Here is a 21333-nt window from a genome sequence, read left to right as displayed (position 1 = left end):
TCAGGCCGTCTCCCCACGCCCGAAGGCGCCAGGGCCCGCGTGGAAGAGGCCGATGAGCAGGACGCTCACGCCGATGGAGGCGAAGGCCGGTCCGGGGTGCCGGTCGATGTGCGCCCACCACAGCAGCGCGCCGCCGAGGACGAGGCCCGCCCATCCCGCGACGAGGTTGGGGACGGGCCCGTTGCCCAGGGCGCTCGGGTAACGCCTTCTGGTGATGCCGCGGACGAAGTGCGGAAGTCCGTTACCGGCGACGAGGCCGCCGAGGAAACTGAGAACGATCGTCTGCCACATCGTGGAAGTCCTTATGGTCGGTCGAGCTGACGGCTGAGCATGGGAAGCAGCACCGCGTCCACGAGCGTGTGCAGGAAGTGGTCGTCGAGGGGTTCGCCGGTGACGAGGAGACGGGACAGCAGCGCGGCCGAGCCGATTTCGGCGAGGAGCGCGTGGTCGACCGTCTCGGGAACCTCCCCCCTGGCGGCGGCCCTGGCCAGGACGGCCGCGAACACGTCGCGTTTGTGGTCGAGGACGTGTCGCCGTACGGCGTGCGCGAGATCGGGGTCGCGACGCATCGCGACGAGGAGCCCGAGGATGAGCGCGCTGTCCTGACCGGTGAGGCCGGCTCGCAGCTCCAGCAGCACCGCCACCAGGTCGTCACGCAGGTTCGTGGTTTCGGGCGGGGCGGCCACCGGTGTTCCGGCATACCGCCGTACGGCCGTCCCCACCAGCTCGGCCTTGCCCGGCCATCGTCGGTAGATCGTGGCCTTGCTGGCGTGGGCCCGCTCCGCGACGGCCTCGATGGTCAACCGGTCGTAGCCGACCTCACCCAGCAGGCTCATGGCCGCGAGCAGGATGGCTTCCTCCCGGATCTCGCCGCGTCGGCGCGTCGGCATCCCGGCCTCCTGTCGAAACGGTGCCGTTCACATCAAGAAGTGTACGCATGCGTTTCGATTGTGCGGAAGGGATCCTCCCGGATCCGGGCGGGCCGGCCGGTCCGTTCCAGGGCGCCCGGAACGGTCGCGTGGCTGCCGCCGTCCGTTCCGGACCTCGCCCCTAGGATGAGGAGATGAGTCAGCCACTCGCCCTTGAGGAGATCCGTCAGGCTCCCAAGGTGTTGCTCCACGACCACCTCGACGGTGGCCTGCGGCCGGAGACGATCGCCGATCTGGCGCGTGATTCGGGATACGCCGGGCTGCCGACGACGGACCCGGACGCGCTGCGCGCCTGGTTCCGCGAGGCCTCCGACTCCGGGTCGCTCGAACGCTACCTTGAGACCTTCGACCACACGGTCGGCGTCATGCAGACCCGCGAGGCCCTGGTGCGGGTCGCCGCCGAGTGCGCGGAGGACCTGGCCGCCGACGGCGTGGTCTACGCCGAGGTGCGCTACGCGCCGGAACAGCACACCCAGGCGGGCCTCAGCCTCGAAGAGGTGATCGAGGCCGTGATCGAGGGGTTCGAGACCGGCTCGCGGGGCCGCGGCATCAAGGTGGGCACCCTGCTGACCGCGATGCGCCACCAGGCCAGGTCCATGGAGATCGCCGAGCTGGCCGTCCGCTACCGCGACGTGGGCGTCGCGGGCTTCGACATCGCCGGGGCCGAGGCGGGCTACCCGCCGACCCGTCATCTCGACGCCTTCGAGTATCTCCAGCGGGAGAACGCCCACTTCACCATCCACGCCGGTGAGGCCTTCGGCCTGCCGTCGATCTGGCAGGCGCTCCAGTGGTGCGGCGCGGACCGGCTCGGCCACGGGGTCCGCATCATCGACGACATCACGGTCTCCGAGGACGGACAGGCCAAACTGGGCAGGCTGGCGGCCTACGTCCGTGACAAGCGCGTCCCGCTGGAGATGTGCCCGACCTCCAACCTCCAGACCGGGGCCGCCCCCTCCATCGCCGAGCACCCGATCGGGCTGCTGCGGTCGCTGAACTTCCGGGTCACGGTCAACACCGACAACCGGCTGATGAGCGGCACCTCCCTGTCCGAGGAGTTCGCCAAGCTCTCGGAGACCTTCGGGTACGGCTGGGACGACCTGCAGTGGTTCACCATCAACGCGATGAAGTCGGCGTTCCTGCCGTTCGACGAACGGCTGGCGCTCATCAACGGCGTCATCAAGCCCGGGTTCGCACGACTCAAGTGGCGGGCGTGATTCCCCGCGGATGTGTTGAAGTCTCCCGCGATCGGGTTGGATGGAGGTTCGTGACGAGAGTGGGAGCTGTGTGATGAAACAGGCGTTCCGATCGACGGCCGTGCAGGTGCTCGGCTGGATCTGGATGGCCTTCGCCGCCTTCAACGCGGTCGATCTGATCGTCCGGTTCAGCGGGCGGCCCTCGATGATCGCCGCCGCGGTGCTGACCGTGCTGACCGCGGTGGTCCTCATCACCTGCCTGCGCCCGGTGACCAAGTTCGTCGAGGACGGTGTGCTGGTCCGCAACCCCCTCAGGAACTTCTTCGTGCCGTGGCTGCTCGTGGACGACGTCAGCGTCTCCCATTCGATCATGATCACCTCGGGAGGCAGGAAGATCCGCTGCTGGACGCCGCAGGCCTCGGGGCGTGAGCGGGTCTCCGCCATGCGCAGGGCCCTGCCGAGCAAGGGGGGCCGGCTCAGGACCGAGCCCGCGCGGTCGAAGGGCGAGCAGGCGGCGGTCGAGGCGCTGGCGGGCAAGACCCACGCCGACTGGGTCGCCGAGCAGCTGCTCGAACGAGCGCGCTCGGCCAAGCGGACGGCGTCGAAGGCCACCGGCACCGTGCCGGAGCCGGGGACGGTCAAGGTGACCTGGTCGCCGACCGCCCTGGCGGCCCTGGCCGTCTCGGTGGCCATGATCGTCGCCGCCCTCCTCTCCTGACGCCCGGCCCCAGGTGCCGGGCGTCGGAGAGCGCGTCAGAGGGTCAGAAGACAGGGTGGATGCCGAACACCGGGGCGCGGACCCCCGCCGGCAGCAGCACCACCCACTTGGGCAGCAGGCTGCGGTCCTCGATGAGGTTGCGGCCGATGTACTGGTCGGTGCCCGCCAGCCTGATCCTGGCCGTCCGGATCACCTCGCCGGGGCCGTCGGGGGTCAGGTCGGAGGTGGGGCCGGAGGCGAGGTCGTCCTCGATGGGAGTGGCCGCCTCGATGACGAAGACCGAGTGCGGGGGCACATGGCCGGGGCCGCTCACGCGCAGCTGGGTGAAGGGCTCGGTTTCGGGGACGTAGACCAGGCCGTGGGTGCGCTCGTCAAGGAACCGGACGCCGCCGCGGGCGGGCAGAAGGCGGAACCTGGTGGCCGGGGGTGAGGGCAGCAGGGCGGCGAAGACCCTGCCGTCGATGTTCACCACGTGCCCTCCGCCGATGGTGAGCGTCACCCTGGGTGGCAGGGGGGGCCGGGGCGGTCTCGGCGGAGGCGGCGGTGGACAGCCCGGGCACCAGCATGGTGGCCAGAACGGTGGTCAGGGCGGTGGCCAGCACGGCCAGGTGGGCGTGGATCGGACGCATACTCTCTGCCTTCCTTGTGGAGGGAGACCGGATGCGCGAACGCCCCGGCCTCGTCTGCATCAGAAAGCATGCATTCGATTACTCAGAGTAGCTGTAGCCGTGGAGTGAGGGCTGTCCTACCGCCCGGGGCCGACCGGCGGTTCGCCGGCCCGTACCGGCAGGTCGCATTTCCAAGACCGCAGGTCACGGATCCAGGACGACGGGCCGCCGGCCCGGCGTGGCGGGTCACAGGCCCAGGGCGGCGGAGAGGTCGGCGCGCAGGGCGCCGAGGTCGCGTACGGCCCGCTCCCTGGCCGCCGAGACCTCCCCCCCGACCGGCACCACGACCTCCAGATAGCACTTGAGCTTCGGTTCGGTACCCGAGGGGCGGACCACGACGCGGGCGCCCCCGGACAGGCGGTAACGCAGACCCTCGGTCGGCGGCAGCCCGTCCAGGCCCGCACCCAGGTCGTCGACCGCCTCGACCTTGCGCCCGCCGAGTTCGGCCGGGGGTACGGCGCGCAGCCCGGCCATCGCCTCGGTGATCAGCGACAGGTCGGCGACCCTGAAGGACAGCTGGGACGTGGCGTGCAGGCCGTACCTCCTGGCCTGGTCGTCAAGGAGGTCGAGCAGGGTGCGTCCCCGCTCCGCGGCCTCGGCGGCGAGCCCGGCGACGGTCAGTGCGGCGCCGATGCCGTCCTTGTCGTGGACGGGCAGGCCCGCGTCGGAGCCGACGCTGTAGCCCAGGGCCTCCTCGTAGCCGAAGACCAGCCCGGGCCCGGCCTTCATGATCCATTTGAAGCCGGTGAGGGTCTCCGCGTGGCGGACGCCGTACTCGGCGGCGATCTTGCCGAGTAGTGAGGAGGAGACGATCGTGGTGGCGACCAGGCGGTCCTCGCCGGAGGTGTGCCTGATCACGTGCTCGCCGAGGAGCGCGCCGACCTCGTCGCCGGTGAGCATCCGGTGACCCCCGCCGGGCAGGCGCACCCCGACCGCGCACCGGTCGGCGTCGGGGTCGTTGGCCAGCACGATGTCGGCGTCGATCCGCCGGGCCAGCCCGAACGCGAGGTCCATCGCGCCGGGTTCCTCCGGGTTGGGGAAGGCGACGGTGGGGAAGTCCGGATCGGGGGCCGCCTGCTCCTCGACGACCACCGGGGCGTCGAACCCGGCCGCCAGGAAGGCACGTGCCGCCAGGTCGCCGCCGACGCCGTGCAGCGGGGTGTAGGCGACCCGCAGCCGCCTGGCCTCGCCGATGGGCAACGCCGTCACCGCCTCCAGATAGGCGGCCACGACGTCGTCGCCGAGTTCGGTCCACGACGAGCCGAGCGGCAGCTCGGAGACCGGCCCGACGGCGTCGATCGCGGTGGAGATCTCCGTGTCGACCGGCGGCACGATCTGCGAGCCGTCCCCCCAGTAGACCTTGTAGCCGTTGTCCCTCGGCGGGTTGTGGCTCGCGGTGACGGTCACCCCGGCGTCCGCCCCGAGACGCCGTACGGCGAAGGCCAGCACCGGGGTCGGCAGCGGGCCGCGGAAAACCGAGGCCCGCAGCCCGGCGCCGGTGAGCACGGCCGCGGTGTCACGGGCGAAGACGTCGGACTTGTGCCTGGCGTCGTAGCCGATCACGACGTGCGCCCCGGGGCCGAGGGCCCGGGCGAGTCCGGCGGCGGCGCGCATGACCGTGACCCGGTTCATCCGGTTGGGGCCCGCGCCCAGCTCACCGCGCAGCCCGGCCGTACCGAACTCAAGCCTGGTGTGGAAGCGCTCGCGCAGCGCCTCCAGGCTCTCCGGGAACCGGTCGAGCAGATCGGTCAGCTCGGCCCTGGTCTCGGGGTCGGGGTCCTGGGCGAGCCAGGCCCGCGCGCGCCGCAGGAGATCGTCGCTCATCGTGGCCTCCCGCTACAGCTTGCAGACGACCTGGGCGAGCAGGTCGCCCATGCGCGAGGCGGTGGCGCGGCCGACCGCCAGCACCTCCTCGTGGTTGAGCGGCTCGCCGACCAGGCCCGCGCCCGGGTTGGTGACCAGGGAGACGCCGAGCACGTCCGCCCCGCCCTCCCTGGCCGCGATGGCCTCAAGCACCGTGGACATCCCGACCATGTCGCCGCCGAGAATCCTGCACATGCGGACCTCGGCGGGCGTCTCGTAGGTCGGCCCGCGGAAGGCCACGTAGACGCCCTCGGTCATGGACGGCTCGACCTCCCGGACGAGGTCGCGCAGCCGGGGGGTGTAGACGTCGGTCAGGTCGACGAAGGTGGCGCCGGTGATCGGGCTGGTGCCGGTCAGGTTGATGTGGTCACTGATCAGTACGGCCTCGCCGACCCGCTGGGTCTCCGGGCGCAGCCCGCCCGCCGCGTTGGTCAGCACGATCGTCCCCGCGCCCGCCCTGATCGCGGTCCGCACCCCGTGCACGACCGGGTCGACGCCCCTGCCCTCGTAGAGGTGGGTGCGGCCGAGGAAGATCAACGCGTTCGTGCCGGACCCGGTGCGCACCGCGCGGATCCTGCCCGCGTGTCCCTCGACCGCGGGAGGGGCGAACCCGGGCAGGTCGGTCACCGGGATCTCGGCGATCGTCTCACCGATCGCGTCGGCGGCCGGGACCCAGCCCGAACCCATCACCAGGGCGACATCGAAGGAGCTCACGCCGACGGCCTTCCTCAGGGCGGCTGCGGCGTCCGTTGCGAGGGCATAAGGGTCGTTGGTCACGAACTGAGGGTACTCGTCCCGCCGTGGGAAACGGCGGGACGGAGCCGGTCAGCCTCCCGCGGACGTGCAGGGACGGCCCCGCAGCCGCCTGACGTAGTCGTCCGGCGCGCCCGCCTTCTCCGCGGCCTCGGCCAGGATGCCGAGATAGCGCGCGGACGGCAGGCCGCCCTCGTAACCGTCGATGACGTAGAACCAGGCGACGACCTCGCCGTCCAGGGTCTGCACTCGGAGCCTGACCTTGTGGTAGAGGCCGCGCGCGGCGCCCTCCCACTGGTCGAGGGAGGTCTCGTCCCACTCGGGCACGTCGTAGAGCACGACGAAGACCTCTTCGAAGGAGTCCTCCACGATGGTGGCGAGGGCGCCCTCCCAGCCGAGGTCGTTCCCGCCGAAGGTGAGGCGCCAGCCCTGAAGCCAGCCCGACCCCCTCATGGGGGAGTGAGGGGCCCGCAGGGCCATCTGCTTCGGGTCCATGTTGGTGCCGTAGGCGGCGTAGACAGGCACAGCGTCCAACACTAATCGAAGATCCGGCGGGTGCTCACGTGTGTCGGTGTGGTGTCGGTGTCTTTTGTCCCACGCCGGTGCCCACCGTACCCGGGTGTCCTTTGCCATAACCGGTCCTTCTGCGACAAGCGAAGGGGCCCCAGGGGGCGAATGCCGCAAAGGATGCGGGACAATGGGGTACGTGACGAGGATCGTGATCATCGGTGGCGGGCCCGGCGGATACGAGTCGGCTCTGGTGGCCGCGCAACTTGGGGCGCGGGTGACCGTGGTCGAACAGGAGGGCCCAGGAGGGGCCTGCGTCCTGACCGACTGCGTGCCCTCGAAGACCCTGATCGCGACCTCGGTCCGCAAGCAGGCCCTGCTCGACGCCAGCATGCTCGGGGTGCACTTCACCGGCGGCCCCGACGGGGAGGTCGGCGGTGTCATCGCCGACATGCCGCTGGTCAACAGCCGCGTCAAGCACCTCGCCCAGGCCCAGTCGGCCGACATCGCCGCGCGGCTCGCCGCCGAGGGGGTCGAGGTGATCAAGGCCGCCGGGCGGCTGGTCGACCCCCAGGTGGTCAGGGCGGGCGACCGGACGATCCGGGCCGACGTCGTGATCGTGGCGACCGGCGCGACCCCGCGCATCCTGCCCTCCGCCGAGCCGGACGGCGAGCGCATCCTCACCTGGCGGCAGATGTACGACCTGGAGGAGCTGCCCGAGCACCTCATCGTGGTCGGCTCCGGCGTCACCGGCGCGGAGTTCGCCGGCGCCTACCGCTCACTCGGCTCCGAGGTCACGCTCGTCTCCTCACGCGACCGGATGATGCCCAACGAGGACGCCGACGCCGCCGAGGTCCTGGAGGAGGTCTACCGGCGCCGTGGGATGAACGTCATGGGCCGCTCCCGCGCCGAGTCCGTCAAACGCACCGCCGACGGCGTGGTCGTCACGCTTGAGGACGGCAGGACGGCCGAGGGCACGCACTGCCTGATGACGGTCGGCATGATCCCCAACACCTCGGGCATCGGCCTTGAGGAGGCCGGGGTCACCCTCGACCGGGGCGGGTTCATTCAGGTGGACAAGGTCTCCCGCACCTCCGCCCCCGGTGTCTACGCGGCGGGCGACTGCACCGGCGTGCTGATGCTGGCCTCCGTCGCCGCCATGCAGGGCAGGATCGCCGTCTGGCACGCGCTGGGGGAGGCCGTGCAGCCGCTGCGCCTGGCCACCGTCGCCTCCAACATCTTCACCGACCCCGAGATCGCCGCCGTCGGCGTCACCCAGAAGGCCATCGAGGCCGGTGAGATCGTGGCCAACGTCGTCAAGCTGCCGCTGGCCACCAACGCCAGGGCCAAGATGCAGGGCTTCAACGACGGCTTCGTGAAGCTGTTCTGCCGCCCGAACACCGGCATCATCCTCGGCGGCGTCGTGGTCGCGCCCCGGGCCTCCGAGCTGATCCTGGCGGTCTCGGTGGCCGTCCAGCAGCGGCTCACCGTGGACCAGCTCGCCCACACCTTCGCGGTCTACCCCTCGCTTTCCGGGTCCGTCACCGAGGCGGCCCGCCGCCTGATGCAGCCGATGACCCCCAGCGGGATCTGACCTCGCCAACCGACGGGAGCGCCATGACACGTCTCGACGTCAACGGGATCGGGCTCAACGTCCAGGTCGAGGGGGAGGGGCCCGCCGTGCTGCTCGTGCACGGCTACCCCGACAGCCACACCTGCTGGCGCTACCAGGTGGCCGCGCTGAACGCCGCCGGATACCGTACGATCGCACCCGACCTGCGGGGATACGGCGACTCGGACAAACCGGCCGGGCTTGAGGCGTACGAGCCCCGGCTCTTCGTCGGCGACCTGCTCGCCGTCCTCGACACGCTCGGCGTCGAGCGGGCGCACGTGGTCGGACACGACTGGGGTTCGGCGCTCGCGCAGTTCCTCGCCGTGTTCGCCCCGGAACGGGTGGCCAGCCTCACCTGCCTGTCGGTCGGCCACCCCGCCGCGCTGGCCGCCGCCGGCTGGCGGCAGCGGGAGAAGTCGTGGTACATGCTGCTGTTCCAGTTCGCCGGTGTCGCCGAGCGATGGCTCAGCCAGAACGACTTCCGCAACGCCAGGGAGATGCTGGAGGGGCATCCCGACGCCGAAGAGGTCGTCGCGCGCATGCGCGATCCGGAGGCGCTCACCGCGGGCCTGGCGATCTACCGGACCGGCGTGCCCCCGGAGAGCCTGGTCGCCCCGCCCTCGGAGCCGCCCGCCCTGCGGGCCCCCACGCTCGGGGTGTGGAGCAGCCGCGACCGCTTCCTCACCGAGGAGTCGATGACCGGTACGGCCGCGCACGTCAGCGGCCCCTGGCGCTACGAACGTGTGGACGGGGCGGGCCACTGGCTGCAGCTGGAGGCATCCGACCGGGTCAACGAACTCCTGCTCACCCACCTGGCCCGCCACCCGGTCTGAGCCCGTCTCAGCGGGACGTCCTGGCGCGCAGCCTGTTCAGGGCGTTCCTGCCGTCCTGTACGGCCCGCGCGACGAAGTGCAGTTCCTCGTCCCGCCTGGCCATCACCAGCGCGTTCTTGGCCGCCTCGTAGGCGTCGAGGGCGTGCCGCCAGTCGGCGTCGGCGGTCATGCCGCCCCGCCCGCTGATCTGGAACTCGTAGTCGAGCTGGTCGATCTCCTCGCCCAGGCGGGTGATGTCCTCCTCGGCCCCGCGCCGCATGAGCGCGAACCTGGCGTTGCGCCTGTTGCGCCGCTGGGCGCTGACCCCCCAGGCCACCACGGTGACCGCCAGGCCGAGCGCGCTGAGCACGACCATGATGAGCCCGACGGACGTCCCTCCCCGTGAGGCCTGGGCGTCCGGGGTGGCCGTGCTCTCCGGCTCGTCGTCGCTCGCCTGCTCCTCGGCGGGCGTCGGCACGGAGAACGGCCCGTCGATGCCCTTGGGGGTTCCCCGGGCACCGGTCAGGTCGGCGTCGTCGGCCTGGGTGAAGGAGGCGTCGTCGACCAGGGCGCCGACGAAGGAGGCGCCGTCGAGCTCGGCCTGGTCGAACACGGCCTCGCGCAGGTCGGCGTCCTTGAAGACCGCGAAGCCCAGGTCGGACTGCCCCATCTTGGCCTCGTGCAGCTTGGCCCGGGTGAAGTCGGCCTTGCGTCCCTTGATCTGGCCGGGCCTGCTCTCGTTGAGGTCGGCGTCGACCAGCTTGGCGTTGACGAAGTTGACCTGGGTCAGCACGGCCCGGGTCAGCTTCGCCCCGGTCAGGTTGGCGTAGGGGAACTCGGCCTGCCCGGCCTCGGCGTCGACCAGGATCGCCCCGCGCAGGTCGGCGTGGTCGGCGTGCATCTGTCCGAGGTCGGCCTCACTGAGGTTCGCCTCACGCAGGTCGGCGTACTTCAGCGTGGCCTGGGTGAGGTTGGCCTGCCTGAGGTCGGCCCCGCGCAGGATCGCTCCGGTCAGGTCCTTCTGGATGAGCTCGACGCCCCCCAGCTTCGCCTTGGTCAGGTCGGCGCAGCGCAGGCTGTACGGCAGCGCGGCGCCCTTGGTGAAGTCCCTGCCGCGCAGGTTGGCGCCCTGGCCGGGCCTGCACGGCCCGGCCGCGGCCGAGGCCGCCGTCTCGGCCTGGGCCGTGACGGGAGAGATCATGGCCCCTGACAGCGCGAAGATCGCGGCGAGGAGTGTCAGGGAAACGGAACGACGCACGGGAACCTCCTTGGAACAGTCCCGATCGTGTCAGTGGATCATTGCATCCCGCTAGACGGAGGCTTGCACGTCGCGGGGGTGTGCCGCACCCCGCGTGCCGGATGTCATCGGGCCACGGCCAGGCGGTAGGCCTCGTCGGAGGCGAGGAGGTTGTGGTGGGTGTCGTCCGCGGTGACGGTGCCGCCGTCCAGGACGAGGACGCGGTCGGCGGCGCCGAGGAAGGCCGGGCTGCTGGTGATCACGATGGTGGTGCGGTCGCGGCGCAGCTTCGCGATGTTGTGCGCGATGAGTTGTTCGGTGACCGCGTCGACGGCCGTCGTCGGGTCGCGCAGGACCAGGATGCCGGCGTCGGAGGCGAGGGCCCGGGCCAGGGACAGCCGCTGGCGCTGCCCGCCGGAGAGGTTCGCGCCGCGGTCCCGGACGCCGTGGTCGAGACCCTCACGGTGGAGGGCGACGACGTCGGTCAGCATGGACGCCTCGACGGCCTCGTGGATCATACGGTCGCCGCCCGCCGGGACGATGTTCGTGCGGAGGGTGCCCGAGAAGATCTCCCCGTCGAACGGGTTGACCAGCATGCGTTCGCGGACCGTCTCGACGGACAGGTCCGCCAGCCTCCGCCCGCCGATCCGCACCGCGCCCTCGTAGGAACCGGGCGGGGCTTCCATGGCCAGCACCGCCACGAGGTCGGCCGCCACGCGCGGCCGGTAGGCGACGATCGCCACGAACTCCCCGGCGGGCACCTGGAACGTCAGATCCCGCAGGCAGCCGTGCCGGACGCCGTCCAGCACGAGATCTCCGCTCTCCTGCAGAGGCTCCCGCCCCGGGGTCGTCACCGCGGGCGCGGCCAGCACCAACGCCATCCGCTCCGCCGAGGCACGCGCGATCATCACGTACTTCGGCATCTCGGAGAACAGTTTCAGCGGTTCCATGATGAACTGCGCCAGGCCCACGGCCATGACGAGTTCCCCGACGGTGATCCGGCCGTCGAACGCCAGCCAGCCCGCGGTGAGGGTCACCGCCGTGGCGAGGAGGGCGTTGAGCGCCAGCGCGACGCCCGCGTACGCGCCGTTGACCCCGGCGACGGCGACCGCCTGGTCCCTGGCCTCCGCGCTGACCCTCCGGTAGGACAGGAACGCCGCGTGGTTGCCGCCGAAACCGTGCAGCGGGCGCAGGCCGGCGATCAGGTCGGCGACCTTCGCGGCCGCCCGGGCCACCCTGGCCTGCTGTTCACCGGTGGCGGTGCCGATCCGTCTGGACATCACACTCAGGACGGACAGGGTCGCGGCGGTGCCCACGATCACCAGCAGGCCGAGCCGTACGTCCGCCGCGCCCAGGGCGACCGCGGCGACCAGCACCGCGACCAGTGAGCTGACCAGCAGCGGCACCACCTCGATGATGTCGGCGGTCTGGTCGGCGTCCTCGGTGGCGACGGTCAGGATCTCGCCGGACCTGAGGTCGAGGTCCCTGGCCACGGGCTGGAGTCCGCAGGCCGCGACCCGCACCCGCCAGCGGTGCGCCTCGGCGGTGTTGGCCTTCTGCAGGATTCGCATCCCGAACCGCCATGAGAGGGAGACGGTCGTGATGATCACGGCCAGCGCGGTGATCGACAGGGCGAGCGCGCCGAGACCTCTGTCCCGCAACGTGTGCTCGACGATCAGGCCGAGCGCGATGGGAAAGGCGGTCTCACCGGCCTGGTACAGGCCCATGAGGACGGTGCCCCAGGCCATGGCGCCCGCGTTGCGCCGCAGTGCCGTACGGAGGATGCCGGTTCCCGTGTGGAACCGTCGTTCTTCTGAGGTCGTCATCTCAGGTGCGCCGACCGTCCTGTCGCCACGCGTGCCACAGCCGCGCGTACCGGCCGTCCAGGGCCACCAGCTCCTCGTGGGTCCCCTGTTCCACGACGCGTCCGGCGTCCAGTACGGCGATGCGGTCCGCCGTCGTCGCCTGGGTCAGCCGGTGGGCCACCAGCAGCGTGGTCCGGCCCAGGCACGCGGCGGACACGGCCCGTTCCAGCTCGGCGGCGCTCTGGCTGCCCGCCTCCGCGGTCGACTCGTCGAGCACGACCACCGGTGAGCGGCCCAGCACCAGCCTGGCCAGGGCGATCTGGGCGGCCCTGGCGCCGTCAAGGCGTTCGCCGCCCTCGCCGACCGGGGTGTCCAGCCCGTCGGGCAGCGTCGCGACCCACGTGTCGGCGCCGCTCCCGCGCAGCGCGTCCATCAGCTCGGCGTCGGTCGCCTCCGGCGCGGCCAGCCGCAGGTCGTCGGCGAGCGTGCCGGAGAACACGTGTGTCTCCTGCGTGAGGACGCTCACCAGGGCCCGTGCCCCGGCCTCGTCCAGGTCGGCGAGATCGGTCGACCCGATGCGGACCGTCCCTGCCTGCGGGGTCACGACGCCCGCGACCAGCGCCGCCAGGGTCGACTTGCCCGCGCCCGTCGCCCCCACCAGCGCGAGCGAGCCGCCCGCCGGGATCACCAGGTCGACGTCCCGCAGGACCGGCCGGTCCGAGCCGGGGTAGCCGAACGTCACCCCTTCCACGACCACCGGGTACGGCCCGGCGCCCGCCGTGGCGGTCGCATGACCCACCAGCCTCTCCTGCGTCGCCTCGCCGAGCACGCCGACCAGCCGGGTCAGGCTCGCGCCCGACTTCTGTGCCTCGTCGAAGGTGAACATGATGGAGCCCAGCGGGTTGAACAGCCGATGGAACAGCAGTGGGGCCGCCGAGGCCTCGCCCAGGGTGACGGCGTCGGCCTCAAGCAGGACGTATCCCACCACGATGATCAGGACCAGCCCGACGAACTCGGCGCGGTTCTCCCTGCCGACGAACCGGCCGAAGAGCCGGAAGACCTCGACGCCGAGGTCGCGCACCCGTGCCGACTCGCCGGTGACCTTCTCACGGAAGGCGGCCTCAAGACGGTAGGCCCGTACCGTGCCGATCCCGTTCAGGCCGCTGATCAGCGCCTGCGCGCGATCGGCCTGGGCCTCCCGCTGCCTCCGGTACAGCGGCGCGGACCGGGGGAGGTACCAGCGCAGGGCCAGCGCGTACGCGGGCAGCGCTCCGACGCCCGCGAGCCCGAGTCGCCAGTCCAGCCCGAACATGCCGGCCGTGGCGATGACGACCAGCACTCCCGCGGAGAGCACGGTGGGAACGGCCGTGCGGATGCCCTTGGACAGCACGGCCACGTCGTCGCCGACCCTGGACAGCACGTCTCCCCGGCCCGCCTGTTCGACACGCGCGCTCGGTGTTCCCAGCACCGCGCGGACGGCGCCCTCCCGCAACCTCGCGAGCAGGTCCGCGCCCAGCCGTCCGATCAGATACGTCGAGGCCGCGACGGCCGCCGCGCCGAGGAGCGCGGCGGCCAGCATCAGCGCGCCGATCGTGATCAGCGTCGACCGGGGCTCGCGGTCGATCACCCCGTCGACCACCCGGCCGAGCAGGAGCATCGGCAGCACCTGGAGGGCGGCCCCGGCCACCGTGGTGAGCACGGTGGCGGCCGTCAGCCACGGCGCCTCGCGGGAGTGCGCCGCGACCCAGCGGGCCGCCTCCCGCCCGGTCGCCGTACGCAGCGGGGCCGGGGCGACGGGGGTGTCCGCGGTGTTCACACCGGGACCGCAGCGGGACGGGGGACGCTCATCGGTGACCTCAGCCGACCGACTTGACGAGTTCGTCGATCGCGTACGGCAGGGACAGCAGGGTGCTCTGGGACAGGGCCGCGCCGATCGCCGGGCCCTCGCTGTCCAGGAGGTAGGAGACCTTCCCGTTCTTGACCGCGGACAGGTTGGTGAAGAGCGCGAACTTCTTCAGCGCCTCCTGGTCCGCCTGGTCGGCGATGACGAAGATGCGGTCGACGTCGACGAGGTCGATGCGCTCGGGGGAGAGCACGGTGTAGAACTTGCCGCCCGCGATCTTGTCGATCTCCGTCGCGCCCTTGAAGCCGATGCCCGTCACGAGCCGTCCGCGTACGTCGGTGGTGGCGAACGGCGCGACCGAGTCCTTGTACCAGGACAGCGCGACGGCGGTCTGGTCCGCGAACTCCGGGTGCGCCTTACGGGCGGCGTCGAGTTTGTCCTGGATGCCCTGCACCAGCTGCGCGCCCTCGTCGGCCTTGCCGAGCGCCTTGGCGATGTGGAGGGCGTTGTCCTGCCACGGCGCGCTGAACGGCTCCGCCTCGCCCTTGGTACGGCCGACCGTCGGGGCGATCTTGGAGAGCCGGTCGTAGGCGGACTTGTCGATCTCCGAGTAGACCGCGATGATCAGGTCGGGTCGCAGGGCGGCGATCTTCTCGTAGTTCGGGCCGGAGTCCCCGTTGCTCATGATGACCTCGGGGCGGGCGTCGCCCCACCTGTCCTTCACCCAGGGCCACTGGGTGTTGATATCGGGGGTCTTGCCCGGCGGGTTCGGGTACTGGTCGACCATGCCGACCGGCTTCACGCCGAAGGCCAGGATGGCCTGGTCGTCGGTGTAGCCGACGGAGACGACCCGTTGCGGGGCCTTGGTGATCTGCGTGGACCCGAACGCGTGCTCCACGGTGACCGGGAACGCGCCTCCCGGAGCGGCGGCCACGTCGCCGGCCGGCTTGTCCGCGGGTTCGGAACCGCATCCCGCGAGGAGGCCGACGCCGAGGGCCGCGGCGGAGAACGCCGTGGCGAACCGCCGCAAGGTCTTCGTGGTCGTTGTTCGGTGGAGGAGCATCCCGGAATCCCTTGCTTTCGTACAATCCGCCACAAAACTAACCAGCGGTGGGGAAACCGTAGCATGGAGGGATTAGGCAAGCCTAACCTCACCTCGGTTGGCCGGTCATCCCGCCCTGAGGTTCGCCCGCACCAGCAGGTAGACGAGGAAGGGGCCGCCGATCGCGGCGGTGACCACGCCGACCGGCAGGGAGATCGGCAGCACCGTACGCGCCACCAGGTCCGCGCAGATCAACAGCAGCGCGCCCGTCAGCCCGGAGGCCACGAGCGGCGGCGCCGGGTAGCGAACCAGGCGCATCGCCACCTGCGGCGCCACCAGCGCGACGAACGGGACCGGGCCCGCGGCGCTCACCGCCATGCCCGCCAGCGAAACCGCGCACAGCAGCAGGATCGCCCGCACCGTCGAGTGCCGGACGCCCAGGCCCGTCACGACGTCGTCGTCCAGTTGCAGGGCCCTGAGATGGGGGGCGACGCACACCACGACGGCCACGAGCGCGAGCGTGCCCCACAGCGCCACCCGGACCTCCGCCCACGACCGGTCGTTCAGCGAGCCGACCAGCCACGCCTGGGCCCGTGCCACATCCCTGATGTCGGCCGTGACCAGCAGCCAGGTCGTGACGGCCTCCATCACGGCGCTCACCGAGATGCCGATGAGGATGAGCCGGAGACCGTTGATCCCACGCCGCCAGGCCAGGAGGTACACCAGCAGGCCGGTGCCGAGCCCGCCGGCGAGCGCCGCGGCGGACAGGCCGACGGAACCGGCGACCGTCGCGGCGGCCCCGCCGGAAACCGTCACCAGGGTCACCGCGACCGCGCTCGCGCCTCCGGTGATCCCCAGAACGTCGGGGCTGGCCAGCGGGTTGCGTGCGATGGACTGCGTGATCGCCCCGGACACCCCCAGCGCGATCCCCACGACGAGCCCGGCCAGGGCACGTGGCATCCGAAGATCCATGATCACGAACTCGTCGACCTGCTCCCCCCGGCCGAGGAGGGTGGCGACCACCTGGCGCAGGCCGATGGGGAAGTCGCCGACGCCGATGGACAGGCAGAACGCCACGAAGGCGGCCGCCGCCAGCAGCAGCGTGACGAGCACCATCCAGGGCCGCCACACGAACGACACGGGACCGAGCCGCACGCCCGGTGCCGACGACCGCTTCATCGTTGTCTCGTTCATGCCGTCTTGAACTTTCCACGCCACACCAGCGCCGCGAAGAACGGGGCGCCGACGAGGGCGACGACGATGCCGGCCTGCAACTCGCCGGGCCGTGCGACCACGCGCCCCACGATGTCGCAGACCAGCAGGACAAGGGCGCCGAGCAGGCCCGCGCACGGCACCAGCCAGCGATAGTCCGGTCCGATGAGATACCGGGCCACGTGGGCGACCATGAGGCCGAGGAACGCGATGGGGCCGCACGCGGCCGTCGTCGCGCCCGCCAGCAGGGTGATGGCGGCGATGCCGACCGTCTGGCTCAGCGTGACGTTCACCCCGAGCCCTCGTGCCACGTCGTTGCCCAGGCTGAGCAGGTTGACGGCGGGCAGCGTGACCGCCGCCAGGGCCAGCCCGGCCACGACGAACGCGGTCAGCGGCCAGATGACGTCGAATCCGACACCGGACACCGAGCCCGCGTTCCAGAAGCGCAGCGCGTTCAGCGAGGCCTGGTCCGTCAGCGCGACCGCCGTGGTCATCGCGGCCAGGAACACCGCGACCCCCTGACCGGTCAGCGCGAGCGTCAGCGGGCTGCCCGCTCCCCGGCCGAGACTCGCCAGCCCGAACACGATGACCCCGGCGATCCCCGCCCCCAGGAAGGCGAACCAGACGTACTGGTACGGATTGCTGATCCCGAACAGAGTGATCACCGAAACGACGGCGAACGAGGCGCCGGAGTTCACCCCCAGCAGCCCCGTGTCGGCGATCGGGTTGCGCGTGTATCCCTGGATCAACGCCCCGCCGACCCCCAGGGCGACTCCGGCCACGATCGCCAGCACGGTCCTGGGTATCCGCACGGTCTGCACGATGAGCGTTATCTCGGTGAGCCGCCGGTCGGAACCCGGGGCCGTGAACAGCCCGTGCCACACCTCCGCAGGACTCAACGCGCGGGTACCGACGGCCAGCGAAACCGTCCCCACGAGCAGGAGAACGACCACGAGCGCGCCCAGGCCCACCCCTTGCCGTCGCCGGCGGACCCCCGTGGCCGCAGACATGGGACGTTTCACCACAGACGCACTCATTCGACGTACGTTATCCCTTTGGTCCGCCAGGGAATCCCTCCGGTCCACGGGACAGACGGCCGCAGGCCCCTCGAACGGCCGGGGCCGTACGGCGCGCGAACGACGACGGGCGCGTCCCCGAGGGAACGCGCCCGTCCTGATCTCTGGCCGGTGAGGGCTCTCAGCCGGTGACCGTGGTGGCCGCCGGATCCGTCAGCGGTGACTACCAGTCGCCGCCACCGAAGTCACCACCGCCGAAGTCGCCGCCGCCGAAGTCACCCCAGCCTCCGCCGCCGAAGTCGCCTCCGCCGCCGCCGAAGTCACTGCCGCCACCGCCGTCGGCCAGGCCCTGCTCGTAGCCGGCGCCGTAACCGCTGTGGCCCCAGCCGCCGCCCAGCATGCTTCCCATCATCGTGCCGACGAGCATCGCGCTCATGACGTCGCCGAAGCCGCCGTAGTAGCCGTAGGCGTAGGGCTGGTAGGCCGGGCCCGCGTCGTAGTAGGGGCGGTAGTGGCCGTCCACCATGACCTGACGGGTCTGCGGCTCGAAGCCACGCTCGATGGCCTCGGCGTCGGCCGCGCAGGCGGGCACGTCGCGCACCGCGCCGCCGGGCGGGGCCCAGCGGACGTCACGGACCGAGGGACCGTGCTGCGGGTTGAAGAAGCACGGCGAGCGCCGCTCGGGGAGCGGCTGGTTGTTCACGCGCGCCTTCACGCAGGCCAGGGCGTAGCGGCCCTCCTCAAGCGCGGTGGTCACGCCGCGGAGCTCGTCGGGGCGGTTGACCGCCGCGAGCTCCACCTTGGCCCGCTCGTAGGAGTCGAGGGCGCGCTGCCAGTCCTGCAGGTGATCGGAGCCGTTGCCGAGCAGCTTGACGTCGGTGTCCAGGTCGGTGATCTCCTCACCGAACTTGGTGACGTCCTCGTCGACGGTCTGCTTGACGGCGGCCAGCTCGGCGGCCTCACGGGCCTCGCGCTGCCGCTTCTTCTTACGGGAGTAGAAGAAGATGCCCAGACCGCCCGCGACGGCCAGCACCAGGATGCCGATCAGCACGCCGCCCGAGGAGCCCCCGGAGGAGCGGGAGGGGCTGGAGCCCAGCCCGGCACCGGTGGCCGCGTCGTCGGCCAGCTTCACGAAGTTGACGATGTTGTCCGTCGGGCTCGAGGTCGTGGCCGCCCTGCTGAGCAGCTCGTCCACGTCGATGCCCTTGACGTTGGAGACACCGAACGGCTGCTTGCCGTTCATGACCAGGATGGTCGCCTTGCCTCCGACGTCCTTGCGCAGGGACGTCAGCAGAGTCTTCGCCTGGGACTGGCTGGTGATCGAGCCGGAGGGCAGCAGTGCCACGTAGACCGTCGAGGTCTGCTCGGCGGCGCTGCTCATGGCGTCCTGGGCGCTGGCGGGGATGTCCGCCGCGGGGTCGGCGTAGAAGTGGTCGCCGTCCTTCAGGCCGGACGCGATCGTGCTCGGGTCGGGCGCCGCGGCGTTCGCCGCCGGGGCGATCATGAAAATGGTCAGCAGCCCGGCGAGCAACGCGATGATCGCGGCACCGAGGCGACCTGACGCTGTTTGCTTGGTGGTCACGGCAGAAAGCCCTCCTTCGCCCTGGAAGACGAGCGAGTGGACGTCAGAGTTCCCCCCTGACCGTAATCCTTTCCAAACCTGGACGCGTCACCCGGGAGAAGGAGGGGTCAGTTGTCGCGGATGTCACAGATGGCGGCACCCGCCGTGACGGTCTGCCCGACCGCCGCGTTCAGCCCGGCGACGACTCCGGCCCGGTGCGCGGTCAGTGGCTGCTCCATCTTCATCGCCTCCAGGACCACGATCACGTCTCCGGCCGCGACCACGTCCCCGTCGGCGACCGCGACCTTCACGATCGTGCCCTGCATCGGGCTGACCAGTCCGTCCCCGCTCACCGCCGTGGCACGTCCGGCGCCCTGGCGCCTGCTCGCGCGCCTGCCTCCGGCGCCGCCCTGGGCCGTCACGCCCGCGCCCTGCCCGCCGACCAGCCCGGCGGGCAGGACGACCTCAAGCCGCTTGCCGCCGACCTCGACCGTGACCCGCTCGCGTTCGGCCGTCCCCGGCTCGGCGACCGGCCCGGCGTACGGCTGGACCGGGTTGACGAACTCGGTCTCGATCCAGCGGGTGTGCACCGCGAACGACGACGCGCCGTCCGGCGCGGTGAAGGCCTCCTCCTCGACCACGACCCGGTGGAACTCGGCCACCGTCGGCATTCCCTCAAGGTGCAGCTCGGCGAGAGCCCGCCTGGCCCGGGCCAGCGCCCGTCCCCGGTCGGCCCCGGTCACGATGACCTTGGCCACCAGCGAGTCGAACGCGCCGGGGACGGTCATGCCCGCCTCGTATCCGGCGTCGACCCGCACGCCCGGCCCGGAGGGCCAGCGCACCGCGGTGATCGTGCCCGGCGCGGGCAGGAAGCCCCGTCCCGCGTCCTCGGCGTTGATCCGGAACTCGATGCTGTGCCCGCTCACCCGCGGGTCGTCGTAGCCGAGCGGCTGCCCCTCGGCGATCCGCAGCATCTCGGAGACCAGGTCGAGCCCGGTGACCTCCTCGCTGACCGGGTGCTCGACCTGCAGCCGGGTGTTGACCTCAAGGAAGGAGATCGTGCCGTCCTGGCCGACGAGGAACTCGCAGGTGCCCGCCCCGACGTAGCCCGCCTCCCGCAGGATGGCCTTGGAGGAGGAGTACAGCAGCTCCATCTGCTCGTCGGTCAGGAACGGCGCCGGGGCCTCCTCGACGAGCTTCTGGTGCCTGCGCTGCAACGAGCAGTCACGGGTGGAGACCACCACCACGTTGCCGTGCGTGTCGGCCAGGCACTGCGTCTCCACGTGCCGGGGCCGGTCGAGATAACGCTCGACGAAGCACTCGCCCCGGCCGAAGGCCGCGACCGCCTCGCGGACCGCGCTGTCGTACAGCTCGGGGATCTCCTCAAGGGTCCTGGCGACCTTCAGGCCCCGCCCTCCACCGCCGAAGGCAGCCTTGATCGCGATCGGCAGGCCGTGCTCGGCGGCGAAGGCCACCACCTCCTCGGACCCGGAGACCGGCTCGGCGGTCCCGGCGACCAGCGGCGCCCCCACCTTCTGCGCGATGTGCCTGGCCTGCACCTTGTCGCCGAGGGCGACGATCGCGGCGGGGGGCGGCCCGATCCAGGTCAGCCCGGCGTCGATGACCGCCTGGGCGAAGGCCGCGTTCTCCGCCAGGAAGCCGTACCCGGGGTGGACCCCGTCGGCGCCGCTGGTCTCGGCGACCGCGAGCAGTTTGGCGATGTCGAGGTAGGTCTCGGCGGGGGACTGGCCGCCCAGCGAGTGGGCCTCGTCGGCGAGCTGGACGTGCAGGGCGTCCAGGTCCTGCTCGGCGTAGACCGCGACGCTGGCCAGGCCCGCGTCCCTGCAGGCGCGGATGATCCGTACGGCGATCTCGCCACGGTTGGCGACCAAGACCTTCTGCACCGACATGGTTCCCTTCATCACGTGCGAACGGGGGGCTGGCGGGCCTCCAACGGAGTTTAGGCGCCGTACGGAGCCTGGGAAGAGCGGGGTCCCGCCCGCCGGGATTGGGATATGTCATGGGTTGTTTTTGGATGGCCGTATTGGTGATGATCCCCGTGCGCCGGAGCGGGCACGGCCGCCGGCGCATGGCGCCTCTCGGATGACGATTCCCGGTATGACATGTGACTTACGGCGAATGACGCGTTATCCGGTCCGTGGGTATGGGAAGATCCATAGCCGCTCGGCATAATCCGAGTATCTCCGTGATCCACTCACCTATCGTGATGTCGTTTGGTGAGCCCCCGACACCGATCCAGAAGGAGTGCTGGCATGAGCCAGAACTTGCTTGGTGGCAATCCCGCGGAAATGCAGCAGATGGCCACCCAGTTCACCCAGCAGGCCGACCAGGTGAGGGCCACGATGGCGGCTCTGGACCGTGAGGCGGGAAAGGTCGGCACCGCCTGGACCGGCCCGGGTGCCCAGCGTTTCACCGAGGCCTGGCAGAACTACCGTGCCGCCTTCCAGCGCATGTCCGAGGAGCTCGCCGAGGCCTCCCGCGTGATCAACACCTACCGCGGCAACATCGAGTCCGCCACGCGCTGATTCGGCCGCCACGCCG

Annotated in this window: 19 protein-coding genes; 5 read left to right on the top strand and 14 right to left on the bottom strand. The window is 71.4% G+C overall.

What is annotated here, in order from left to right; all coding sequences use genetic code 11:
• Positions 1 to 291 (bottom strand): hypothetical protein, encoded by a 291-nt coding sequence (locus tag ABZ463_RS04155; protein ID WP_352010033.1) that lies wholly within the window; start codon positions 289 to 291, stop codon positions 1 to 3.
• An 11-nt stretch (positions 292 to 302) separates the two neighbouring features.
• Entirely contained in the window at positions 303 to 890 is a 588-nt protein-coding gene (locus ABZ463_RS04150) for a TetR/AcrR family transcriptional regulator (protein ID WP_352010032.1), read from the bottom strand.
• Positions 891 to 1063: 173 nt separating this feature from the next.
• On the opposite strand from ABZ463_RS04150, the gene ABZ463_RS04145 reads away from it, so the two are divergent.
• Entirely contained in the window at positions 1064 to 2143 is a 1080-nt protein-coding gene (locus tag ABZ463_RS04145) for an adenosine deaminase (protein WP_352010031.1), read from the top strand.
• A gap of 73 nt (positions 2144 to 2216) precedes the next feature.
• Positions 2217 to 2840 (top strand): hypothetical protein, encoded by a 624-nt coding sequence (locus tag ABZ463_RS04140; RefSeq protein ID WP_362772778.1) that lies wholly within the window; start codon positions 2217 to 2219, stop codon positions 2838 to 2840.
• Positions 2841 to 2883: 43 nt separating this feature from the next.
• On the opposite strand, the gene ABZ463_RS04135 is transcribed toward ABZ463_RS04140, so the two are convergent.
• The 4 genes from ABZ463_RS04135 to ABZ463_RS04120 all read right to left on the bottom strand — a co-directional run bounded on the left by ABZ463_RS04135 (position 2884) and on the right by ABZ463_RS04120 (position 6649).
• The gene (locus tag ABZ463_RS04135; RefSeq protein WP_362772775.1) at positions 2884 to 3312 is read right to left on the bottom strand and encodes a hypothetical protein; all 429 of its coding nucleotides are present in this window, start codon (positions 3310 to 3312) and stop codon (positions 2884 to 2886) included.
• A 382-nt stretch (positions 3313 to 3694) separates the two neighbouring features.
• Positions 3695 to 5332, bottom strand: a complete 1638-nt coding sequence (locus ABZ463_RS04130; RefSeq protein ID WP_362772772.1) for a phospho-sugar mutase — start codon at positions 5330 to 5332, stop codon at positions 3695 to 3697.
• Positions 5333 to 5344: 12 nt separating this feature from the next.
• Positions 5345 to 6148 carry a purine-nucleoside phosphorylase gene (locus ABZ463_RS04125; RefSeq protein ID WP_352010027.1) on the bottom strand — a complete coding sequence of 268 codons (804 nt, stop codon included), beginning with the start codon at positions 6146 to 6148 and terminating at the stop codon, positions 5345 to 5347.
• Between the two features lie 48 nt (positions 6149 to 6196).
• Positions 6197 to 6649 carry a gamma-glutamylcyclotransferase gene (locus tag ABZ463_RS04120; protein ID WP_352010026.1) on the bottom strand — a complete coding sequence of 151 codons (453 nt, stop codon included), beginning with the start codon at positions 6647 to 6649 and terminating at the stop codon, positions 6197 to 6199.
• Positions 6650 to 6830: 181 nt separating this feature from the next.
• Here ABZ463_RS04120 and ABZ463_RS04115 point away from each other — a divergent pair, with 181 nt between their 5' ends.
• Positions 6831 to 8225: an NAD(P)H-quinone dehydrogenase gene (locus ABZ463_RS04115; RefSeq protein WP_362772768.1), complete on the top strand. Its 1395-nt coding sequence runs from the start codon at positions 6831 to 6833 to the stop codon at positions 8223 to 8225.
• Positions 8226 to 8248: 23 nt separating this feature from the next.
• The gene (locus ABZ463_RS04110; protein ID WP_352010024.1) at positions 8249 to 9076 is read left to right on the top strand and encodes an alpha/beta fold hydrolase; all 828 of its coding nucleotides are present in this window, start codon (positions 8249 to 8251) and stop codon (positions 9074 to 9076) included.
• Between the two features lie 7 nt (positions 9077 to 9083).
• On the opposite strand, the gene ABZ463_RS04105 is transcribed toward ABZ463_RS04110, so the two are convergent.
• The 8 genes from ABZ463_RS04105 to ABZ463_RS04070 all read right to left on the bottom strand — a co-directional run bounded on the left by ABZ463_RS04105 (position 9084) and on the right by ABZ463_RS04070 (position 20675).
• Positions 9084 to 10313, bottom strand: coding sequence for a pentapeptide repeat-containing protein (locus ABZ463_RS04105; protein WP_352010023.1), 1230 nt, complete (start codon positions 10311 to 10313; stop codon positions 9084 to 9086).
• Positions 10314 to 10417: 104 nt separating this feature from the next.
• Positions 10418 to 12118 carry an ABC transporter ATP-binding protein gene (locus ABZ463_RS04100; RefSeq protein WP_362772763.1) on the bottom strand — a complete coding sequence of 567 codons (1701 nt, stop codon included), beginning with the start codon at positions 12116 to 12118 and terminating at the stop codon, positions 10418 to 10420.
• A 1-nt stretch (position 12119) separates the two neighbouring features.
• Complete coding sequence (locus tag ABZ463_RS04095) at positions 12120 to 13913, bottom strand: ABC transporter ATP-binding protein (RefSeq protein WP_362772760.1); 1794 nt, start codon at positions 13911 to 13913, stop codon at positions 12120 to 12122.
• A gap of 40 nt (positions 13914 to 13953) precedes the next feature.
• Entirely contained in the window at positions 13954 to 15003 is a 1050-nt protein-coding gene (locus ABZ463_RS04090) for an iron-siderophore ABC transporter substrate-binding protein (protein WP_362772757.1), read from the bottom strand.
• Between the two features lie 105 nt (positions 15004 to 15108).
• Positions 15109 to 16176 (bottom strand): iron chelate uptake ABC transporter family permease subunit, encoded by a 1068-nt coding sequence (locus tag ABZ463_RS04085; protein ID WP_362772754.1) that lies wholly within the window; start codon positions 16174 to 16176, stop codon positions 15109 to 15111.
• A complete protein-coding gene (locus ABZ463_RS04080; protein ID WP_362772751.1) occupies positions 16173 to 17204 on the bottom strand; it encodes an iron ABC transporter permease in 1032 nt (343 codons plus the stop codon). Before ABZ463_RS04080 ends, ABZ463_RS04085 begins: the two co-directional genes overlap by 4 nt.
• Positions 17205 to 17433: 229 nt before the next feature.
• Complete coding sequence (locus ABZ463_RS04075; protein ID WP_362772748.1) at positions 17434 to 18792, bottom strand: hypothetical protein; 1359 nt, start codon at positions 18790 to 18792, stop codon at positions 17434 to 17436.
• A gap of 107 nt (positions 18793 to 18899) precedes the next feature.
• Positions 18900 to 20675 carry a biotin carboxylase N-terminal domain-containing protein gene (locus ABZ463_RS04070; protein ID WP_352010175.1) on the bottom strand — a complete coding sequence of 592 codons (1776 nt, stop codon included), beginning with the start codon at positions 20673 to 20675 and terminating at the stop codon, positions 18900 to 18902.
• A 369-nt stretch (positions 20676 to 21044) separates the two neighbouring features.
• Here ABZ463_RS04070 and ABZ463_RS04065 point away from each other — a divergent pair, with 369 nt between their 5' ends.
• Entirely contained in the window at positions 21045 to 21317 is a 273-nt protein-coding gene (locus ABZ463_RS04065) for a WXG100 family type VII secretion target (protein WP_012888044.1), read from the top strand.
• Positions 21318 to 21333 lie beyond the last annotated feature (16 nt).

This window comes from Streptosporangium sp. NPDC020145, from assembly GCF_040631275.1.
Lineage (GTDB): Bacteria > Actinomycetota > Actinomycetes > Streptosporangiales > Streptosporangiaceae > Streptosporangium.
Note: the sequence above shows the minus strand (reverse complement) of the source record. Positions and strands in the feature narration are given on the sequence as shown.